The organism is Amycolatopsis sp. cmx-11-51 (assembly GCF_047608665.1).
GTDB lineage: Bacteria > Actinomycetota > Actinomycetes > Mycobacteriales > Pseudonocardiaceae > Amycolatopsis.
The window spans coordinates 60,732-78,704 of record NZ_JADNQO010000015.1; the positions used below are offsets into that span (position 1 = coordinate 60,732).

General features: G+C 62.8%; 12 protein-coding genes. 4 read left to right on the forward strand and 8 right to left on the reverse strand.

Going from position 1 to position 17,973, the window contains the following annotated elements:
* Positions 1-521: 521 nt before the first annotated feature.
* The 4 genes from ACM6LU_RS32990 to ACM6LU_RS33005 all read right to left on the reverse strand — a co-directional run bounded on the left by ACM6LU_RS32990 (position 522) and on the right by ACM6LU_RS33005 (position 8,895).
* Positions 522-2,030, reverse strand: a complete 1,509-nt coding sequence (locus ACM6LU_RS32990) for a S8 family peptidase (RefSeq protein ID WP_414941736.1) — start codon at positions 2,028-2,030, stop codon at positions 522-524.
* Between the two features lie 1,324 nt (positions 2,031-3,354).
* A complete protein-coding gene (locus ACM6LU_RS32995) occupies positions 3,355-3,915 on the reverse strand; it encodes a hypothetical protein (protein ID WP_414941737.1) in 561 nt (186 codons plus the stop codon).
* 550 nt (positions 3,916-4,465) lie between these two features.
* Positions 4,466-7,441 (reverse strand): BTAD domain-containing putative transcriptional regulator, encoded by a 2,976-nt coding sequence (locus ACM6LU_RS33000; RefSeq protein ID WP_414941738.1) that lies wholly within the window; start codon positions 7,439-7,441, stop codon positions 4,466-4,468.
* A gap of 863 nt (positions 7,442-8,304) precedes the next feature.
* Complete coding sequence (locus ACM6LU_RS33005) at positions 8,305-8,895, reverse strand: hypothetical protein (RefSeq protein WP_414941739.1); 591 nt, start codon at positions 8,893-8,895, stop codon at positions 8,305-8,307.
* 633 nt (positions 8,896-9,528) lie between these two features.
* Here ACM6LU_RS33005 and ACM6LU_RS33010 point away from each other — a divergent pair.
* Entirely contained in the window at positions 9,529-10,173 is a 645-nt protein-coding gene (locus ACM6LU_RS33010; RefSeq protein WP_414941740.1) for a LysE family translocator, read from the forward strand.
* A 73-nt stretch (positions 10,174-10,246) separates the two neighbouring features.
* On the opposite strand, the gene ACM6LU_RS33015 is transcribed toward ACM6LU_RS33010, so the two are convergent.
* The gene (locus tag ACM6LU_RS33015; protein ID WP_414941741.1) at positions 10,247-10,885 is read right to left on the reverse strand and encodes a nuclear transport factor 2 family protein; all 639 of its coding nucleotides are present in this window, start codon (positions 10,883-10,885) and stop codon (positions 10,247-10,249) included.
* 685 nt (positions 10,886-11,570) lie between these two features.
* Here ACM6LU_RS33015 and ACM6LU_RS33020 point away from each other — a divergent pair.
* The gene (locus ACM6LU_RS33020; protein ID WP_414941742.1) at positions 11,571-12,734 is read left to right on the forward strand and encodes an MFS transporter; all 1,164 of its coding nucleotides are present in this window, start codon (positions 11,571-11,573) and stop codon (positions 12,732-12,734) included.
* Positions 12,735-13,338: 604 nt separating this feature from the next.
* Here ACM6LU_RS33020 and ACM6LU_RS33025 read toward each other — a convergent pair.
* Both ACM6LU_RS33025 and ACM6LU_RS33030 read right to left on the reverse strand, forming a co-directional pair.
* Positions 13,339-14,022, reverse strand: coding sequence for a VOC family protein (locus tag ACM6LU_RS33025; protein WP_414941743.1), 684 nt, complete (start codon positions 14,020-14,022; stop codon positions 13,339-13,341).
* Positions 14,023-14,424: 402 nt separating this feature from the next.
* Positions 14,425-14,652 carry a hypothetical protein gene (locus ACM6LU_RS33030; protein WP_414941744.1) on the reverse strand — a complete coding sequence of 76 codons (228 nt, stop codon included), beginning with the start codon at positions 14,650-14,652 and terminating at the stop codon, positions 14,425-14,427.
* Between the two features lie 360 nt (positions 14,653-15,012).
* On the opposite strand from ACM6LU_RS33030, the gene ACM6LU_RS33035 reads away from it, so the two are divergent.
* Positions 15,013-15,627 carry a CGNR zinc finger domain-containing protein gene (locus ACM6LU_RS33035; protein ID WP_414941745.1) on the forward strand — a complete coding sequence of 205 codons (615 nt, stop codon included), beginning with the start codon at positions 15,013-15,015 and terminating at the stop codon, positions 15,625-15,627.
* Complete coding sequence (locus ACM6LU_RS33040; protein WP_414941746.1) at positions 15,624-16,202, forward strand: GNAT family N-acetyltransferase; 579 nt, start codon at positions 15,624-15,626, stop codon at positions 16,200-16,202. Before ACM6LU_RS33035 ends, ACM6LU_RS33040 begins: the two co-directional genes overlap by 4 nt.
* Before the next feature lie 651 nt (positions 16,203-16,853).
* Here the strand turns inward: ACM6LU_RS33040 and ACM6LU_RS33045 are convergent.
* Complete coding sequence (locus ACM6LU_RS33045; protein WP_414941747.1) at positions 16,854-17,759, reverse strand: hypothetical protein; 906 nt, start codon at positions 17,757-17,759, stop codon at positions 16,854-16,856.
* Positions 17,760-17,973 lie beyond the last annotated feature (214 nt).

The following is a 17,973-nucleotide window of genomic DNA, read 5'->3' on the forward strand; positions in this document are numbered from 1 at the left end:
AACAACCCTATCCTCGTGATAAGGGGAAATGAGGATACCGAGGGAAATCGCCGAGGAAGCTGAGGATCGGCGACTGTGCACAGTAGACCAGGCTGCGGCAGGCACTCTACAGGTCTTCCTTGATTCATCTTCATCGTCGACTATGCAGCTGTTCGGTCGACTTGCACAACCGGAACACTCCTCATTCTTGAGCATGAGCACCTGGCTACGTCGCCGTTGCCGAGCCGACTAGGGTTTCCATCACGGGCCGCGATCTCGTCGAAGCCGGCGCGCCCGATCGGGGCCTTGATCGCGATGTACGCCGGCGTCTGCAACGAAGCTCCTGGGTTCGATCCGAATCGATGGGTCCTCACCCGAGAAGTCGATCAAGGCTGAAAGTTACGCCTGTTGCCGGAAACCTTGTTCCTCGGCGAGCAGCCCATCCTCGATCCGCCTGATGTTCACGGAGATGGGGTGCTGGGTAAGCCACCCAGCACCCCATCCTTGTCGACCCTGTCAGCCAGCCGAGCCAACCCTTCCGGTCAGCTAACGGCCTTGCGCGCGTTGATAAGGCCCTTGCCGAAGAAGCCCGCACCGGTGCTGCCGCCCTCGCAGACCGCACGGTGTGTGCCCTTCCCGTCAGGGTCATGTACTCCGCCAGCAGGACAGGGCAACACTTGGGTGCCTGCGGCCAGAGCCACCACCAGCTCATTTGCTCTCATGCCGGGATTGCGACTTTTCAGCAGAGCCAGGACCCCTGCCACGTGGGGTGAGGCCATCGACGTTCCCTGGAAGTAGCCGTATTGGCCACCGGGAAGAGTCGACAAGACCCGTCCGTTCGCGTCCGGAGTCGCCGGGGTCTGGAATTGGGCGTCTCCTCCAGGAGCCGAGAAGTCCGCGACCCCGAGGCCGTGATTCGACCGGTGGTAGCGGCTCTTGAACGCGCCGACCGACGAGACCCCTACTACTTCAGTGTCTTCGGCCGGAAGGAGCTTGCAGGATGAGTCCGCAGTACGAGTCTGAGTCGGACCCCCGTTGTTCGGGCTCAGCTTGTCGACCACATCGTGGGCAAGATCCCAGTTCTCGTTACCCAGAGCGCTCACCGCGACCATGTTCCCGGCCCTCGTGCTGAACGAGATTGCCCGGCGAATGGCTTCGGCTACCGCCTTCTGGTCAGGGTTGCTGGAACACCAGAAGTACCACGGGTCGATCGACAACGAGGTGTTCGCGACCTGCACGCCGTGCTTCGCGGCCCAGATGTAGCCGCAGATCGCCGCCTCGGGATAAATGAATCCTTCCGCTCCCCCTACCTTGATGGCGGCGACGCGGACATTCGGGGCGACACCGGCGACACCGATACCGTTCCTTGCGGCCGCCACGATCCCGGCCACATGAGTGCCGTGGCCGATCTCATCCTGCCAAGAAGCCTCAGCTGTGTTTGGAATCCCCTCCATGCAGCTCACCGATGCACCCTTGTCCACATTGGCGGCCAGGTCCGGGTGGTCGGAGTCAATACCACTGTCCAAGATTCCAACGAGCACATTTCTGCTGCCCGTGTTGATCTCATTGGCCTTGTCTGCACCGATCAGCTTCATGTTCCATTGATTTGCGGCCAAAGGGTCGGCGGCGGCACTCCCGGTCACTTTCGGAGGAGACGCACTCTCTGGACGGATTATTGGCGCCCCCATCCGCGTTGCGACCCGCCCGCTCGCCCCCGATCCAACCAGGTTCCTGGTCGCGCCCACACCTGCGACACCAGTTCGCTTCCGCACTTTGGCGGCGAAGTCCTTGTTCTGGGATCGGGCGAAGATCACCCCGATCTCCGGCAACATTCGCACGACCGTGCCTTGGTTGGCCAGCACGGCCTCTTCGGCGAGATCGAGTGCAACATAGGGCTTGGGCGCCACTACCACGAAGTGCGCGCCTTCCCCCGCGACAGGGGCGGCCTGCGACGCATCAGCAGAAGGCACCGCGGTCAAGACGAGACCGCCGGCAATCGTTCCGACAGCGGCAATGAATCGAATTTTTCTCCTTGAACGTAGACTGGGCATACAAATACAGACCTCCATTATGTTTTGAGAAGCACTCAATGAGAAACAAGCCCAGCTAGCGCGTATTGAGTTCGACACCACTGCGGTATGCGCCATGGCCACTCACGACCGACCGTTCCGGCCACTACCCGACCGGCCATGCCTCACGTGGACTCTCCGACCAACGCTGAAACCTGCGTGTCGCCCCGCACCACATGGGCGTCGGGCAGCATGCTCTGCCGGGCCGACCTTGTCGATCGTCTGGTGCGAGCGATCAAATCCACCCCAGTCACCACTCAAGAGCATTGAGACGTCGAATCGACACAGGCTGGCTCTTACAGGGTCGCGCAGTCGACTCGCCTAACTTCAACTCGTCGGTGAGCATAAGGAATGAATTCATGATAGTCGTGCTACAACGGTACCTTCCGGGATTTCAGCCAAATACTCACCGAGATACAGAGAAGCGGCGCCGCCTTGACGCCGCGTCCCCGCTGGAAGGTACTAGCTTTTGTTATCGTGCGGTCACCAGTCCCTGCTACGCATGACACCTCCCCGAGGATGGGTTCACCGGCACACTTCACTAAATCTAAAGTTATTCCACCGGATGCGACACCCCGCCGAACGATCCTGCCCAGACGTGGACGTTACCGTCCAATCCAGTTGACTGCTCTTTTATCTTTCCGCAAATTCAGAGCTCGATCAAGAGTGCGATGATGCTAAAGATTTTTGGTCGATAACGCATCGTTTATCAACCGCGAACACATCAAGGCAACCGGAACCCTGCCTTCGTCGAAGGCATGGACCTCTTCCGCCCGGTAGCGGTACGTGTCGTGACCACGAACGCGCGGACGGTGATCGACACCACGAGCGTCAAGTCTGCCCAGGACCCGACTGCGCCGGGAAGGCCCCTGTTTGGACTCGATACAACCTCCGGACGAATTCCTGGGCCACGCACCGCGTGGTCGGCCAGAGTCCTCGCTGGGGTGGCGAGTACCTGATCTCCACCGACCCAGCCCACTGCACCACCGTTCGCCCTTGATGTCTGGTGCCGACAGCCACGCACCAACAAGTACGAGAGAAAGCCAGCTCGCTTCGCACGACGACACCTTTGAGATCACAGGACTCGCGGACTATCGAGGGGAACCCCTAGTCGGTACAGGTTGAGATACAGCGGACAGCGATGGCTGTACTCATCTCGTTCCCCGGGCCGGAGATCATGCCGGTGATGAGCTTGTCCAGATCTTCCCGCACTCCGCAACCGGAGAACGGCGGAATGTCGAAACCGTTCTTGAGAGTGTAGGTGGCGCCGCGTCCTGCAGTCCGACCAGGCCTTTAATCTTGATGATCAGCGGGCTTTCGTCTTGCAGTTCGGTCCGACATCGAGGAATTTGCCGTCAACCTTGGTCTCGCTAAGCCGGATTGTGAGCCGCAGAGTCAGGTCTACAATTACCGAAAAGTACTTCTTGCCGTCGGGGAACGGACGCGAAGCTACTTCGCCAGCATCCCCCGGGTCTTTCAACAGTGAACCACCCTGATCTCCTTCGGGGAGCAACTCCACAGTACTGGTCACCGGCATGAACCCAAACATCACGAAGTATGCGTTCGCGGTCTTTGGCAGCGTGATCGAGCCCGTCAGGGTTTTGTTCACCGCGTCAATCGTACTGTCGTAACGCCCTTCGCCAGTAGCCAGGTTCGAGCGGAGCTTCGCGATGCGCGAAACCGTGTTGCGAACGTAGTGTGACGCAGTCAGGCCGGCGGACGCGGCGTCCACGGGGTTCGGCGCCGCCAACACATCAGCACTGGGTCCGGTAGGTGCGGCGGAGGCAGAGCTCAACGACACAACGCCGTGGGCAAGCATCACAACGACAGCCAGCCAGCGGGAACCGCGTCGAGTCGCCAGAGACATGGCCACCGTCCTTGATTGGCTTGACAAGATGAGAAGACGCACCGATGCACGGCGCAACAGGAACTTACTCGGCAGAACTTCTGCGATGCAAGTATCCGAGGGACCATTTAGGCCTACTGCTCCGACTCGCTGTCACAATTACCATCGCTGTTCGGCGATTTACTGTGCGACCTCGCATGCACATGACAAGTGCCACACGCGTGACGCTATAGCCGCGAGCACGACTTCCGTCCACGCGCGTTGGTTGCACGAGCCCGATCAGTCTAGATGCGAATTTTGGCAGAACATTCGCGGAGTTCCTGCTGGCTTAAAACGATATACAACAGGTTATCGAATGCCACGCATGACCAATAGGGTGGGTCCCGACGATCAGGAGGCGGGGTACCGCTTCCCGCGGATCCGTAGAGCCTCGGGCATATGCCACGCCAGCTTCGACGAGGGTCCGAGGAACCAGACGAAACGGAAGGCAGTGGAAGCCGACTCTCGCCATATTCCGACCTGTCGGTGAGCCGGTCTGGTCGCCGGGCGCCATGCCAACGATCCCAGTTCCCTATCCCCCGTATAAGCGCTCATGTACAACCCCGACCGACGTGTCAGGGTTATCCGGTCGGGGAGCCAGCCCCTGGCGTTCGTCCCGTAGCCGGGCGATCAGGTTCAACTCGGCGAGAACGATGGAGTGCTGTTGTGCATGGCCACCTCGCCCAAACCACACTTCGACCTCACGAAGAAGCTTCTCCGCTGCGGCCAGGTCCCCCGTGCGGAGACAGATTTGCCCCAGTCCGGTCATCGCGATAGCTTCCGCGGGCTTGAAACTGTGGTCTGCGGCGAGTTTCCTCGCCGCCTCAAAATGCTTTCGGGCGACGTCATAGTCCTGCCGGGTCAGCGCTAGCTTGCCGAGGCCAGAATGCCGGTCTGCGGCTTCGGCCCACATACCAAGCTGGTCGGCCAACGCGAGGCCGTCGCGGTGTAACCGTTCGGCGGCGACATGGTCGCCGCCGTACTCAGCGAGTACGGCGCGAGGGTAGATGGTGAGGAGCTCACCACCACGGTCGCCCAGTCCACGAAATCCTGCGAGTGCCTCCTCGGCGGCGACGGCCGCTGAGGTCCTGTCTCCTCGGAGGATGGCGTGGTGAGCGCGCAGGCTCGCGCACACGGCCATACCCCAGGCATCTCCGAGCGACCGAAAACCCGCGGAGGACTTCTCCGTCAGGTCCTCGCTGACGTCAACGTCGCCCGCATGCAGCAGGACGTAGCCAAGGAACCACTGCGCCATCGACAGTCCGGTCAGGTCACCAGCGTCGTCGAATTGCGCTAGGGCAGTTCTGGTATGACTAGCCCGGTCGGGTTCACTGTCGAGCAGAATAGCGAGTCCTGTCTGCCAGCACTTCGCCCGCGCGTACAGCATCTGCGATGCGGCGCCTGGAGCGGCCAGTGCCCGCCTGGCCCAGCGAGCAGCCTGCTGAACCCTGCCACGTAGCAGCAAATACCACGTGAGAGCGTCCAGCAGCCGCAGCGCGATGTCCGACGCGCTGTCGTCGGCAGTGGTCGCCAACGCCGAATGGAAGTTGCCGACCTCGACATCGAGGCGTTCGAGGCTCGAGCGCTGCCGCGGGCCGAACAACCCAGGTGCGAGCTCTTCGGCCAAGTCCACATAGTACCGAGCATGCTTGCCGCGGAACGTGTCCGTCTCCTTGGCTTCCGCCAAGCGCGTACGTGCGTAGGCCGCGACCGTCATCAGCAATCCGTATCGGCAGCTTTCGCTGACGACGACCATTGAGCGGTCGACCAACCTCGCCAAGATCGCCGCCACATCACGACGATCAATGGTCTCATCAGAGCAAATCTCCTCCACCGCTTCCAGGCTTCCGCCGTCCAGGACGGCGAGTCGTCGCAGGACGATTCGCTCCGGCTCGGTCAGCAGCTCCCAGCTCCAGTCGAGCAAGGCGGGCAGTGTGCGCTGCCGGGCGGGAGCGCCGTGATTGCCACCGGACAGCAAATGGAACCGATCGTCCAGCCGCGCTACGAGCTCGGGTAGCCCTAACGCCCTCATCTTGGCTGCGGCCAGCTCCAAGGCAAGCGGAAGACCGTCCAGCGACCGGACGAGATCGGCTACCTCGCCGGCGTTCGAGGAGTCCACCGTGAAGGTGGAGCGAGCTTCGACGGCACGGGTCGAGAACAGTCGGACCGCGCTGGACTGCCGCACTTTGTCGGCTTCGGCGCCGACTTCTGGCAGATCCAGCGAAGGCACCGCCTGAAGGATCTCGCCGGGTATGTCCAGGGGTGCTCGGCTTGTCGCCAGCACCTTCAGACCGGGCGCCGCTGCAAGAAGGGTCCGCACCAGCCCCGCGACGGGTTCGGTCGCATGCTCGCAATTGTCGAGCAACAACAGCACCGACCGGTCCCGCAAGAACGCGGAAAGCCGTTCGACGTGCGCAGTTGGCGCAGCTGGAGGCAGTCCCCCGAGCATGGTGTTCTCACGGAGTCCGAACACCCTCATCACGGCTTCGGCGATTTCGTCGCCGGACCGAGTTCCGGCCAGCTCTACCAGCCACATTCCATCGGAAAACGCGTCAGCCAGGAGGTCCGCGACAGCGAAACCCAGGCGTGTCTTTCCCACGCCTCCGGGCCCGGTGAGGGTTACCAGTCGCGCGTTGCGGACCACCTCGGCGACGTCAGTGATCATCCGGTCTCGGCCGATCAACGCGGTGACCTGCGCTGGCAAATTCGTCCGCAGGCGGGAGGGTGGCGTGTCGAGGGTGGGGTCCCTGGTCAAGATCGCGTGCTGGAGGGCGATCAACTCCGGACTGGGATCGAGACCGTGTTCCTCGGCCAGAGCACGGCGAAAGGCGGCATAGCTCGCCAGTGCATCGCCTTGACGTCCGTCGCGGTACAGGGCACGGACATGCGCCGCTCGGAGTCGTTCACGATGCGGATACCGGTGAATCCAACCTGCCAACTCGGCAACCAGCCCGCTGTGCTCACCGAGATCGAGCCTAGTCTCGACGAGTTCCTCGACGGCGAGCAGCCTTAGCTGGCCCAAGCGCTCCGCTGTCGGCTGCGCGAACGCCTCATCGGCGAATTCCATCAGGGCATCACCTCGCCAAAGAGCCAGCCCTTCGCTGAGCAGATGCCTGCGCGGGAGCGGGTCGTGGACATTTCGCGCCTCGCTGAGCAGCTGCTGGAAGCGAATGGCGTCGATCGTGTCGGCAGGCGTGTCCAGCCGGTATCCAGCACCGGTCAGCTCGATCGTTGAGGATCCCAGAAGGCGACGGAGTCGGGAAACCCTGACTTGTAGGGCATTCGTCGGATGCGCGGGCAGCGAATCCGGCCAGAGGTCGGCGATCAAGCGCTCGACGGGAACCGCGACGCCCTCGTTCGCCAACAGTACGGCCAGTAGCGACCGTAGGTCAGCACCCTGGGGTGTGACGGGGACCCCGTCCTCCCGCCACACCGTCAACGGTCCCAGCACACCGAATCGCACTCGCCCACAGTACTGAGCGACGGTGGCGCGCGCTGGAAAGTTCATTGGAAGCCCTCAGACAGCGGGAGAGGTACCTTCTCGACGCGATCGCCCACAGTATGGGCTTCAAGCAGCGATTCCCAGCGGCACTTACATGTTCGCCGCGGGCACCGGCGGCTCGCCATCGCCGGACTTCTGCCGCAGATCGCGGCTGAACTCGATGTCGGATCACAGCTGTCGGTCAGCTGGTCGCCCTGTTCGCGCTGGCCAGCGCCGGTACTGGGCGCGATCACAGCGGGATCGACCAGGGACGCGCACTCATACAGGAGCTGGCGACCTCCGTCGGCAGCAGTGGACTCACCGCCGTCGGTCTCGCGATTGTCGGCGTCACCACCGTGACAGTCTGTCCTTAGCGGACACAGGCGCACTACAGCTACCTTGGTCCGGTGCTGGCGCGGGCCCACCCCACTTGGCTCGACGACCTCACATACGGTGATGCTGCCGTCCTGAGTGCGGGTGACATGGGGAACACTGCCGTCGCCGGAGGAATTACGAGCCGGTTTTGCCTGAACGAGTCGTGCACGCCGAGCTGGCCGTAGCCGCAGTCATGAAGAATACGAACCTCCTGTTTGTCGAGCAGCCCGCCTTATTTTCGTCAGGGCACCTACGTGGAGCCGTGGCTATGTCCTTGCCAATAGTGCTTCCACAGAGCCGGTGGGTCGCCCAAGCTCCCAGCTTGACGGCGGCCCTGCTGGGCTTGGAATAACTCGGTGATCCACCTCGGCGGGAGGGGTAGGGCAGGCTCCTCGCCGGTGTGGTGGGCATCTCAGTCATGCCAACCACCGGGAGAATACGAAAGAGGGCCGTTTTCGGCGGTTCATGCTCAGCCTTCGCACCTTTACGGGGGCAAATCCAGTGGTCAGCACGCACTACTGAGTCATGGTCACCATACTGTAAGTCACATCCTGAGCAGCTGACTCTATTTCCTGATGGTCGGCGGGCACACGACCGAAAAACCCCTTGTTATAACCGTCATATTGAACGCGAATCACCCTACTTCCGGCCCGGACGACGGCGATGGCGGTCGCGAGGTCAGAGCGCTGCCATAAGCCCTGCACCCCTGACGCCCCCGCTAGCGCAAGGGGCTGAGACCCAGCGAGTATTCTGGTCTCTACTATGTAATCTTGATCCGCAGCCGCCATATGGACATATTCTCGCACTCTTATGGACAGAGCGCGGTAACTCACCCCATTCGCCCCTTTGAGTGTATCGTAGTCACAAACAGTTAGGCGGACATCTTCGCCGCGCAGCGTATAGGACGTGGTCGGATTCGTGACACCGAGGCGATCGATTTGTTCGATTGAAAGTCGACACTCGGGAACGACCGGGATATTCGCGGGCGCACTCCCAACTGGTACGGAAACGTCGACAATACGGAGCACTGCGAAAACGACAAAGATAAGCAGCGCGATTACGGAAGCAATAACGGCGAAGACGAACCCGACACGACGTCTCGCCATTTGGCGATGGTACACGACACCTTTCCAAACGTCCGAGATCTAACAGAGATCGCTCCCAACACCGAGCGGCATACCCATGTTCCCTCGCCATGCGGAGGGCATGCAGCCGCGATTGCAGGAAATTCCCACAATGCTGCAGACTAACCAGATCAGGACATGCTGCGCGACAGCTTGCTTGCCGGTGCACCGATGGGATCAAGGAGGAACGGCGTCGCCGTTCCTTGAGGGGATCATACTCGTCAATTAGCGATTACCAATCCCTGTTCCGCATCGCACCTCCCCCACGGGACACCTCGGCCAGGCGCACCGCAAACGCAGTTCACCTTCGATGTTCCCCATATCGGCGACTCGATCAACCACAGCATCCTGAATGAACAATGTCTACCCAGGACCACTGCAGCCTCGCTTCAGGCAGTCACCCGCACACCCTGCCCAAGACGGAGTCGACGATCAAGAGTGAAGCGATGCAAAAAGTTGCCAACTGATGTCCGACTAGTTATCGAACTCTCTACTTGGTAGCGCTCAGCACTTTTTCCTCGCCACGCGTTGCGCGCGACACCGAGTCAAGGTTCAACGAAGTCATAGTTACGCGAAATCGATACGCCTACAGCAGATCTACAGTAGAATTGACGAATGATATCAGCTGGGCAACTTGCAACTTTCGCCGCACTGACCTTTCTTATGGTCATCATACCCGGACCGAGCGTACTGTTTACAATCAGCCGAGCTCTCACCGCTGGCCGGCGCGACGCGCTCCTCACCGTCGCCGGTAACGCAGCGGGGGTTTATACCCAGGTGGTGGCAGTAGCCTTCGGCCTCGGAGCGATCGTGAGTAGTTCGGCCGCGGCTTTTACCGCTATCAAGCTGGCCGGTGCGCTCTACCTGATTTACCTGGGCGTTCAGGCGCTGCGGAAACGCCGCAAGCTGACCGAGGTTTTCGCGTCGGAAGTACGTGCTACTCCGGGACATACCCTCTCCGTGCTGCGCGACGGTTTTGTGCTCGGATTCGCCAATCCGAAGTCAATTGTGTTCCTGGCCGCGATCCTGCCGCAGTTCGTCGACGCTCAGGCCGGGACCACATCCTCGCAGATGCTGTTGCTGGGTATCTGCCTGCCGATCACCGCACTCATCTGTGACAGCACCTGGGCGTTCATCGCCGGCCAAACCCGGACGTGGTTCGTCCGCTCGCCCAGGCGCCTGGAACTGCTCGGCGGCACGAGCGGTCTGACGATGATCGGCCTGGGCGCTTCTCTTGCCTTGAGCGACCGTCAAGGTTGAACTGCGTCCCTCCGGGGAGTATAGAGCCACTTCCGAAATTGGGATGCCGGAACGCCGCCGTCGTTTTCCTGCTTCAGACGAGACGAGACGGAGCATCGACACTCTCGAACAGACGGGTCCCCGCCGCCGACCAAATCCTTGTGATTTGGCCACCATCGATGTCCAGCTGATCTATTCCGCTCTTACCGACGCGATCGCCGTCATGTACGGCACGCCACCGAGCGCTCACTTGTCCGGTAGCGAGGTCAACGATTGGCGTGTCCTCCACTGTGAAGACAAGCCCAGGACGTGCTCTGCGCCAGGATCGAATGAAGGTGAGTACGTCATCGGGTCCGCGCAGTGCGTCCGCTCCGGGAAGGTCAGCAGCAAAGTGCACCCGAAAGCCAGGTGCGAGAATTTCCTGAGCGAGGCCATATTCACCGCTCCACAAAGCGGCCCACTGGTCGGCGAGTCGGCTACCGGTTGCCCTGACGACAGCTGGATCGAGGTGTTCGCTATTCATGACAGGTCCTTTCGGGGTGGCCCTTCGATGGCCACTGCCGTGGTCGTACGCGAAACGAAACAGTGATGCGGTGCTACCCACGTTGCCTCCGAGCCCACACCAGACAAAGCCGGGTGGCAGAACTGACGCTGCGCGAGGGCACGTTGCCTCCGTCGCTTGAGAAACACAATGGGTCGGGCAATGCATTTTGCCGGGAGACCGATGCAGCATGAGGTATCGTCGCTGGTCCGAGCCCGTGCTTGATCGTTCGTCATAGCAGTCCCTGCTTGAGACGCCCGGCCCTCGACCGTCTCGACGTGCCCGTGGTGCGGATCGGCATGCCTCCTGATCAGCCTGACGGGCGCTCCGCGGTGAACCCGTGACCTACCGTTTCGCCAGGTCCCCTCCGCGGCCGACGACCTTGTCGCGGCCAATGTCCAAGCACATCTTCGATGTCGTCGAAGCTGTGGCACCGGCGCACCAGATAGCCCAGCGTGGTTGGTTGAGACGTCGCGTTGTCGGTTTGGCCAGAGCGCTACTGGCGAGGTTCGCGAGACCGCCACCACGCCACAGCACGAGCTTTCGGCCAGCGAAAAGCCTGCGGTGCGCCCAACCGTGGAGCGTCCGAGAGAACGTCCCGGCGTGCACCAGCAGCCCCGCCAAGAGAGACCGTAGGCGGCGCCGGGCAATGTGGCGGATGAATCGTCCGCCTGTCATGCCGCTGGCGGCCCGAGCACACCCGATCGCACCCATCCTTCCTGGTGAGAGGGTCGCCTCGCGCTGGAAAGCGCGACGAAAGCATCTGGACAGCGGCCCGGGGCAGCCTTGATCTGATCGACCGCTGAACGAAAGAAGACCCACGGATATGGCAACCAGGAACGAACTGTTCGTAAGGCTCTTGCCGTTGGCGATAGCCATGTTCGCCGTCGGCACCGATGGTTTTGTCATAGCCGGCCTACTACCCCAGATCGCCGCGGACCTCGACGTCGGCGTCACGGCGGCAGGTCAACTAGTCACCGTGTTCGCTCTGGCGCTCGCCGTATCCGCGCCAGTTCTCGGTGCGGCTACCAGCGGAATGGATCGCCGCCGGGTGCTGGTGCTGGCGCTGGCGATCTTCATCCTGGGCAACGTGCTCACCGCAGTCGGCCCCGACTATACGACTGTGCTGAGCGCCCGGGTGCTGACCGCGATGGGCGCGGGTCTCATCGGTGCCGCCGCTTTCAGCGCCGCAGCGGCCATCGCGCCCGAACAGCGTCGCGGAAAAGCACTCGCCACCGTCATGGGCGGGCTCACCTTGGCCATCGCGTTCGGCCTGCCGGCGGGCACCCTCATCGGCGCGACCGAATGGCGCATCACCTTGTGGGCAGTAGCCGGACTCGGCCTTATCGCCGGAGTCGGCGTCATTGTCGCACTGCCGCCCCTTAATCTGCCCTCTGACCCGCTCCGCGCACGATTGGCACCTCTTGCGAAACCTCGGATCCTCGGCACACTTGCCGTTACCATCCTTACCTTGTCGGGTACGCATGTGCTCTACACCTATATCGGCCCGGCCATGATGGCGGCCACCGATGGTTCGGCCGGTGCGCTCACGACACTCCTGCTGTCGTGGGGAGTGGGCAACATGGCGGGGAACCTACTGGCCGGTCGCCTCGCGGACCGGTATCCACCCCAGCAGGTCGTCACCGCTGGACTAGGCGCGGCCGCAGTCTTGCTCGGCGTGAGCCCGTTGCTGACAAGCAATTTACCGCTGGCGATCGGCTGGGCGTTGGTGTGGGGAGTCTTCGTATCCCTGCCCGTCGTGCCGCAGCAGAGCAGGCTCGTCGCCCAGGCGCCGAGTTCGTCGGCCATCCTGCTCGGCTTGAACAACTCGGCGATCTATGTTGGTGTCGCTCTCGGCGGCGCGCTGGGCGGCCTGAGCCAATACCAGCTGACGCCCGATCTCCTAGGCCTGGCAGCGGCGGCAGTAACTGTTCTGGGTTTCCTCCTCAATCTGCTTACCCGCCGAAAAGCTTCCACCCCTCACTCGGCGGCCCAGCCTTACGAGGATCGAGGATCACCCTTCGGCCCGCTGCCCCGTTGACTCGGTCAAGCCGCGACAGGATATCGGTCGATATGTTCCAAACTTCCGCACTGAGCATGTCCGGTTTCTTGGGTGGGCAGATGGCGACGGGCCGTCGATGTCGCCGATGAAGTTGCCGGCGTACTTCCCGTACCGGCGGTGATGCCCTCATCAGCGTTCGAGGCGATCCCGATCGGACCAGTGGCCATAGCAAGCGCCCCCAGCGTCCGTCGCCCATCTCGGTGACATAGGCGGCGGGTACCTCCGGCACCACAGCCCGACCAAAAGCGAGACCATGACTGAGCACTCGCAACTCGGCATGTCCCCAGATTGGATGGACCGCAAGCAAGCAGGGCACGAGTAGCCGCGGCGGACCACTGCTTCCTGCAGAGACCAAGACACCTGATGCCCGGTGACTACGGCCGCAAAATCAGGGACAACCGCCCGTAGTCACCAACGTCGTTCAAGTGCGGCACCGCTCGAGGTGCGCCAATTGTGCTCACCGAGCTTTTTCTGGCCCCCTAAAGGTAAAGTGAAGCGCGTGTCACGTTACACAGATCCCGGACGCGGAAGCTTTCCCTTATGACGACAGTCTCGGTCACGGCTCATGTCCACAAAGGAGAGGTTAGCGAAGGAGTACGGAAAATTCGTTTCCATCGGGATCCGCCATATCCACCCGACCGGTCTCCGCGATGGCGAGGCGGGTCGCACCGAGCGAGACGAGTCGCTCGACTTCCGAGAGGGTGCCACCCAGCTCGAAACGCAGCCTGTTCTTCCCCGTCTTCGGATCAAACGGCGGGCCGCCCCAGGTGAACTTCGGGCCACCGTGTGGCGAGCGGATCGCGGTCTCCAAGTCACGATCCCACACCAGTGGCCAGTCGAGCGCCTTGCTCCAGAAGTACCCGACCTCCTGCGAGCCGTCGCAGGCGAGCGCGCCGACGAAACCACACTCGGCTAGGAAGTTGTTCCCTGGTTCGATAACGCAGAATTCATTGCCTTCAGGATCGGCGAGCACCGCATGCTGCGCCCCTGATCCCTGGCCAATGTCGATATGCCGCGCGCCGAGATCCAGCGCCTTCGCGACAGTGTTCCGCTGATCTTCGAGAGACTCGCTCGTCAGATCAAAGTGGGCCTGGTTCTTACGGGACTTCCGCTCTCCTGATGCGGTGAATCGGAGCCGGAAACCCGTGTCGTCGCTCGGGAACAGGGTCTCGCCGTCCACTTCCCAAGACAGAAGGCCAGCCCAGAAACGTACCAGAACGGGCGGGTCGTTCGCGTCGAAACAGATCGCATGCAAGGTCGAGGTCATAAGCGATGTTAGAAATATCGGAGAGTGCGCGCAACCGCTTTTAGTCTCTTGAGTGCTGAGTGTCCGACAACTTCCTCACGCCATCAGCGTCGACGACGAAGACGAACTGGGTTAGCTCGACCTTGTCGGCTACCGACCCCTGCGTGTACGAGACACGCCTTTCTGAAGCGACTGGACGACGATGACGAATGGAGTGGAACTGAGTGTCGCCGGGCGAAGGCCATCGAGGATGATGCACAGGTTTCGGCGCCATTGGTCGTTCTCGGTTCGAGCTTCTGGCCGGGCCACCTGGTGCGCAGGGCCTTGAGGAGGTCGAGGAACTCGGCGTGGCGTGGCGTTTGCGGCGCCGGATCCGGTAGTGGATCTTTCCGGTGGCCAGGTCGAGTGCTGCGAGCAGGTGCCTCACGCCCGTGCCGGCGGTTGTAGGTCGCCCGCAATCGCCGCGGTGACCCGACCTGACGCCAGGCCTTGCCTGTTGCGCGGCATCAGGTTCAGTGGCCCGAACTCGTCCACGCAGATCACCCGGCCGTCGTCGGGTGGGTGGTCGTAGAGGTCCAGGATCCGGTGCATCTTCGCCAGGAAGTCCGGGTCGGTAGAGGCTTTCCAGGTGGAGGTGGTCTGGCACGACACGCCGCCGGTGTGGAGGATGCGGCGCAGGTCTCCCGGCTGATCGCCAGCACGGTGCCGCGGTCGAGCAGGTGGTCGCGCAGCTTCGACAGCGACCAGGTCTTGAACGCGGTGATGCCCCAGGAGGCGGGGGACGTCCGGGCGCGCTCGTTGAACGCGTGGATCACATCACGGACATGATCGGCGCTGACCTGCATCAACGACGTGATGTCCGGGGCGACGCGACCGCACCGGATCCTTCGCGGTCCGCCCGATCCGGGCCGGCTTCCGGTCCTCCTCCATCGACCCCAGACTGCCTTCCGGTTCAAACCCGGTGAGGGCGACAGCTTCTTGCTGACAAGGAGCCGAACCCTGACCTCAGGGTTGCTGACGCTAAACAGTACATGTTACCGTCAGCAGGTGAATGAAGCGGAGTTCCCCATCCTCGGCACCGAGCCGATCGTGGTGGAGTTCGCGAACACGCTGTACGGGGCTGACCGGCACGACTTCCTGTCCACCGCAGCGTCGATCAATCACTGGTTCGCCCAGATGTCGCCTTCCCTCGCTTCAGCCGAAGTTTTCTGTCGCACCGCGGCCGAGTCTGATCGAGTTCGGCGGTTACGCGATCACGTGCACAAGCTGTTCGACGCGGCCACAACCGGGGCAGTACCGGCGTCCGAGGCTGTCGCCGTCGTCAACGATTTCGCCGCCGCGGCACCGCCCGCGCTTACTCTCGCCTGGTCATCGGATGGCACCCGCCGAGCGGACTGGGTCGGCACGGCCGTCGGCATCAGCGCGGTACTGGCCAAGATGGCTACCACGGCCGTGGAACTGCTCACCACCCCTGCGATGGGTGAGATCACTCGCTGCTCCGGGCCGGGCTGCACCCTGCTGTTCGTCCGAACGCACGCGCGCCGGCGCTTTTGTCATCCCTCTTGCGGACACCGCGACCGGCAAGCCCGCTACTACCGTCGTCACCACAGAGGAGTTGGCCCGTGATCTCCTGGCGAAGACTGAACTCCGAAGATCTCCCGATGCTGAGCCAGTGGCTCGCCGAACCCCATGTCGCGCGGTGGTGGAACCACGACACGGATCCCGCATCCGTCGAACGCGACTTCGGTCCCGCCATGCGAGGTGAGGAACCCTCGGAGGACTTCGTGGCACTGCTTGACGACGAGCCCGTCGGCCTGATCCAACGGTCTCGCCTGGCCGACTACCCCGAGTACCTGGCGGAGTTCACCGCCATCACCGAAGTGCCTGATGACGCAGTTACCATCGACTACCTGATCGGCGATCCACAGCGCGTCGGCCGCGGACTCGGGACCCGGCTGATCACGTCCATGATCGACCGGACGTGGCAGGACCTACCCGAGGTTCCCGCAATCATCATCGCTGTGGCCGCCGCCAACGAAGCATCCTGGCGAGCGCTCGAAAGAAGCGGTGCGAAACTACTCGCCAAGGGTGCTATGACCCCCGACAACCCGATCGACGACTCGCACCATCACGTGTACGCCTTCTACCGATCCGGCCGTCCAGATCAGTCCTCTCCGCGCATCGTCACCGACAACGAGTGATACCAGGTCAAGTGGCTGTCCGAACGTCGTCCGATCGGCTCTCGCCGGGACGACCTGGACGCGGCTGTACTGAAGCGCCGCACCGGTCTGGGCCTCGCCTCGCGTAGCCCACCGCCGGGCATGCCGCCCTACCCTCCTCGCGGGTTGCGTGCCCGACGGTTCGTGACGTCGCTACGCCGCCTGAATGGGTGGTTTTCCAACCTCGGAAATGTGGGTAACTCTGCAGGGATCCCGGGATGGGATCACCTGGCCGCGGCGCGACCCTCCCCTAGTTCACGCCGCCTGGCCGCGGTGGCCGGGTCCCGGTGTGCACGTACACCGGGGACCGGCCACTTCCACCTTGTCTGTCTCCCATGTCCGACATCCGTCTTCGCCAGCGTCACTCAAGCGGTGGTTGCGTCGACAGCCGGCCAGCATTGGCAGCGACGGTGTTCGATCTGGACGGTCGCGCGCTGTCCTACGGTGACCGCACGAAAGTCGTCAGGGCGATGAAGATATCTACACCGCGCCCGCGCTCGAAGCCGCAGAACTCGGCCTGGCAATGACCAGCTGACGGTGATCGTGGCGGAACCGGAAGAGGAAGCGGACTTGGTCGAAGACGACTGTGTCTCCTCCGAGCGAACGGAGGCCACCTCGCGCGCCAAGGCTGCGTCATGTCCATTCCCAGCTGATTCCCAGTACGCCTCGCTGCAGGTCCGTCGCGGTGAGGTGGGTCAGGTAACCGGGGGAAAGGGGCAGTTCGTCGCCGTGGCTCAGGGGCGCCTCGGCACCGCGTTGTGTCAATTCGAAACAACGGACCGGTAAGCGGGGTCCGGTGAAGCGGATACTCAGGACGTAGCTACCTACCGGATAACGGAAGGCGCGACGGTAGTCATACGCTTGAGCGTCACCGCCTTCGATGGTGAAACAGTATTCCAGCAGATGGGTCCGGCCTACACTCAGGGCGTGGTCGAACAGCATTTCCGCGGCGATGACCGGAGCGTTCGGGTGGCGGTTCACGCGGCCGAGGCGGCAGTTCTCGATGGCCTCCGGCACGATCGCGTCCGCTGGGGTGCCGGGTTCGCCGCAGTACACCGCGATATGGCGGTCGGGGTGGCCGTCGACTGCCCGGAGCACTTGTCGGGTGTGGATGCGGCGTAGGACACCGCCGGCGTCCACCACGGCCGCGTCGTCCAGGCACGACGCCCGCAGGTTGCCGTCGGATGGCCCGGCCAGCGTTTCCACGGTTTCCGCCAGGGAGTGCGCCGGCTCCAGCATGTGGCCGTACCGGCGGACCTGCTGCCGACGCTCCGCCCACCGGCCGCGTGGCCGGGGTGGACCGAGTAACGCTTCCAGGGAGTGGCGGGGCAGGCCGAGGATGGTCTCGATGGCCCGCACCGCGCGCAGCGAGTCGGCCCGTTCCGGGCGGCTGCGGCCCAGGCGCCAGTAACTCAGGCTCGCGAGGCTGATGTGGATGCCGCGCCGGGAGAGCCGGTCGCGCAGGCGTTCCAGAGTGAGGCCGCTGCGGCCGATCGCGGCGTCCAGCGCCTCGTGGAAGGGGCCGGTGCGCAACAGCACGTCGATCTCCTGACCGGTACCGGATCGGACGGCCACGGAGCACCCCCTTGACTGTGGAAAAAACAGTTTAGGAGACGAAATCCTGTCACCACGCCCGGAAATAGTAGGTAATTGTTAACAGTATTGCGGCCGGTTCCACAGTTGGTTCGGCACGTGCAGCGAGCACCTTGACCCGCCCGGCCAGCGGGTATGTCATCGGCGCGACAGTCCCCCG

Bases quoted from the DNA above. Each gene is read 5' to 3' on its own strand.
- ACM6LU_RS32990 (WP_414941736.1), bottom strand. From the start codon at position 2,030: ATGCCCAGTCTACGTTCAAGGAGAAAAATTCGATTCATTGCCGCTGTC.
- ACM6LU_RS33025 (WP_414941743.1), bottom strand. From the start codon at position 14,022: ATGACCTCGACCTTGCATGCGATCTGTTTCGACGCGAACGACCCGCCC.
- ACM6LU_RS33000 (WP_414941738.1), bottom strand. From the start codon at position 7,441: ATGAACTTTCCAGCGCGCGCCACCGTCGCTCAGTACTGTGGGCGAGTG.
- ACM6LU_RS33020 (WP_414941742.1), top strand. From the start codon at position 11,571: ATGTTCGCCGTCGGCACCGATGGTTTTGTCATAGCCGGCCTACTACCC.
- ACM6LU_RS33010 (WP_414941740.1), top strand. From the start codon at position 9,529: ATGATATCAGCTGGGCAACTTGCAACTTTCGCCGCACTGACCTTTCTT.
- ACM6LU_RS33005 (WP_414941739.1), bottom strand. From the start codon at position 8,895: ATGGCGAGACGTCGTGTCGGGTTCGTCTTCGCCGTTATTGCTTCCGTA.
- ACM6LU_RS33015 (WP_414941741.1), bottom strand. From the start codon at position 10,885: ATGCTGCATCGGTCTCCCGGCAAAATGCATTGCCCGACCCATTGTGTT.
- ACM6LU_RS32995 (WP_414941737.1), bottom strand. From the start codon at position 3,915: ATGTCTCTGGCGACTCGACGCGGTTCCCGCTGGCTGGCTGTCGTTGTG.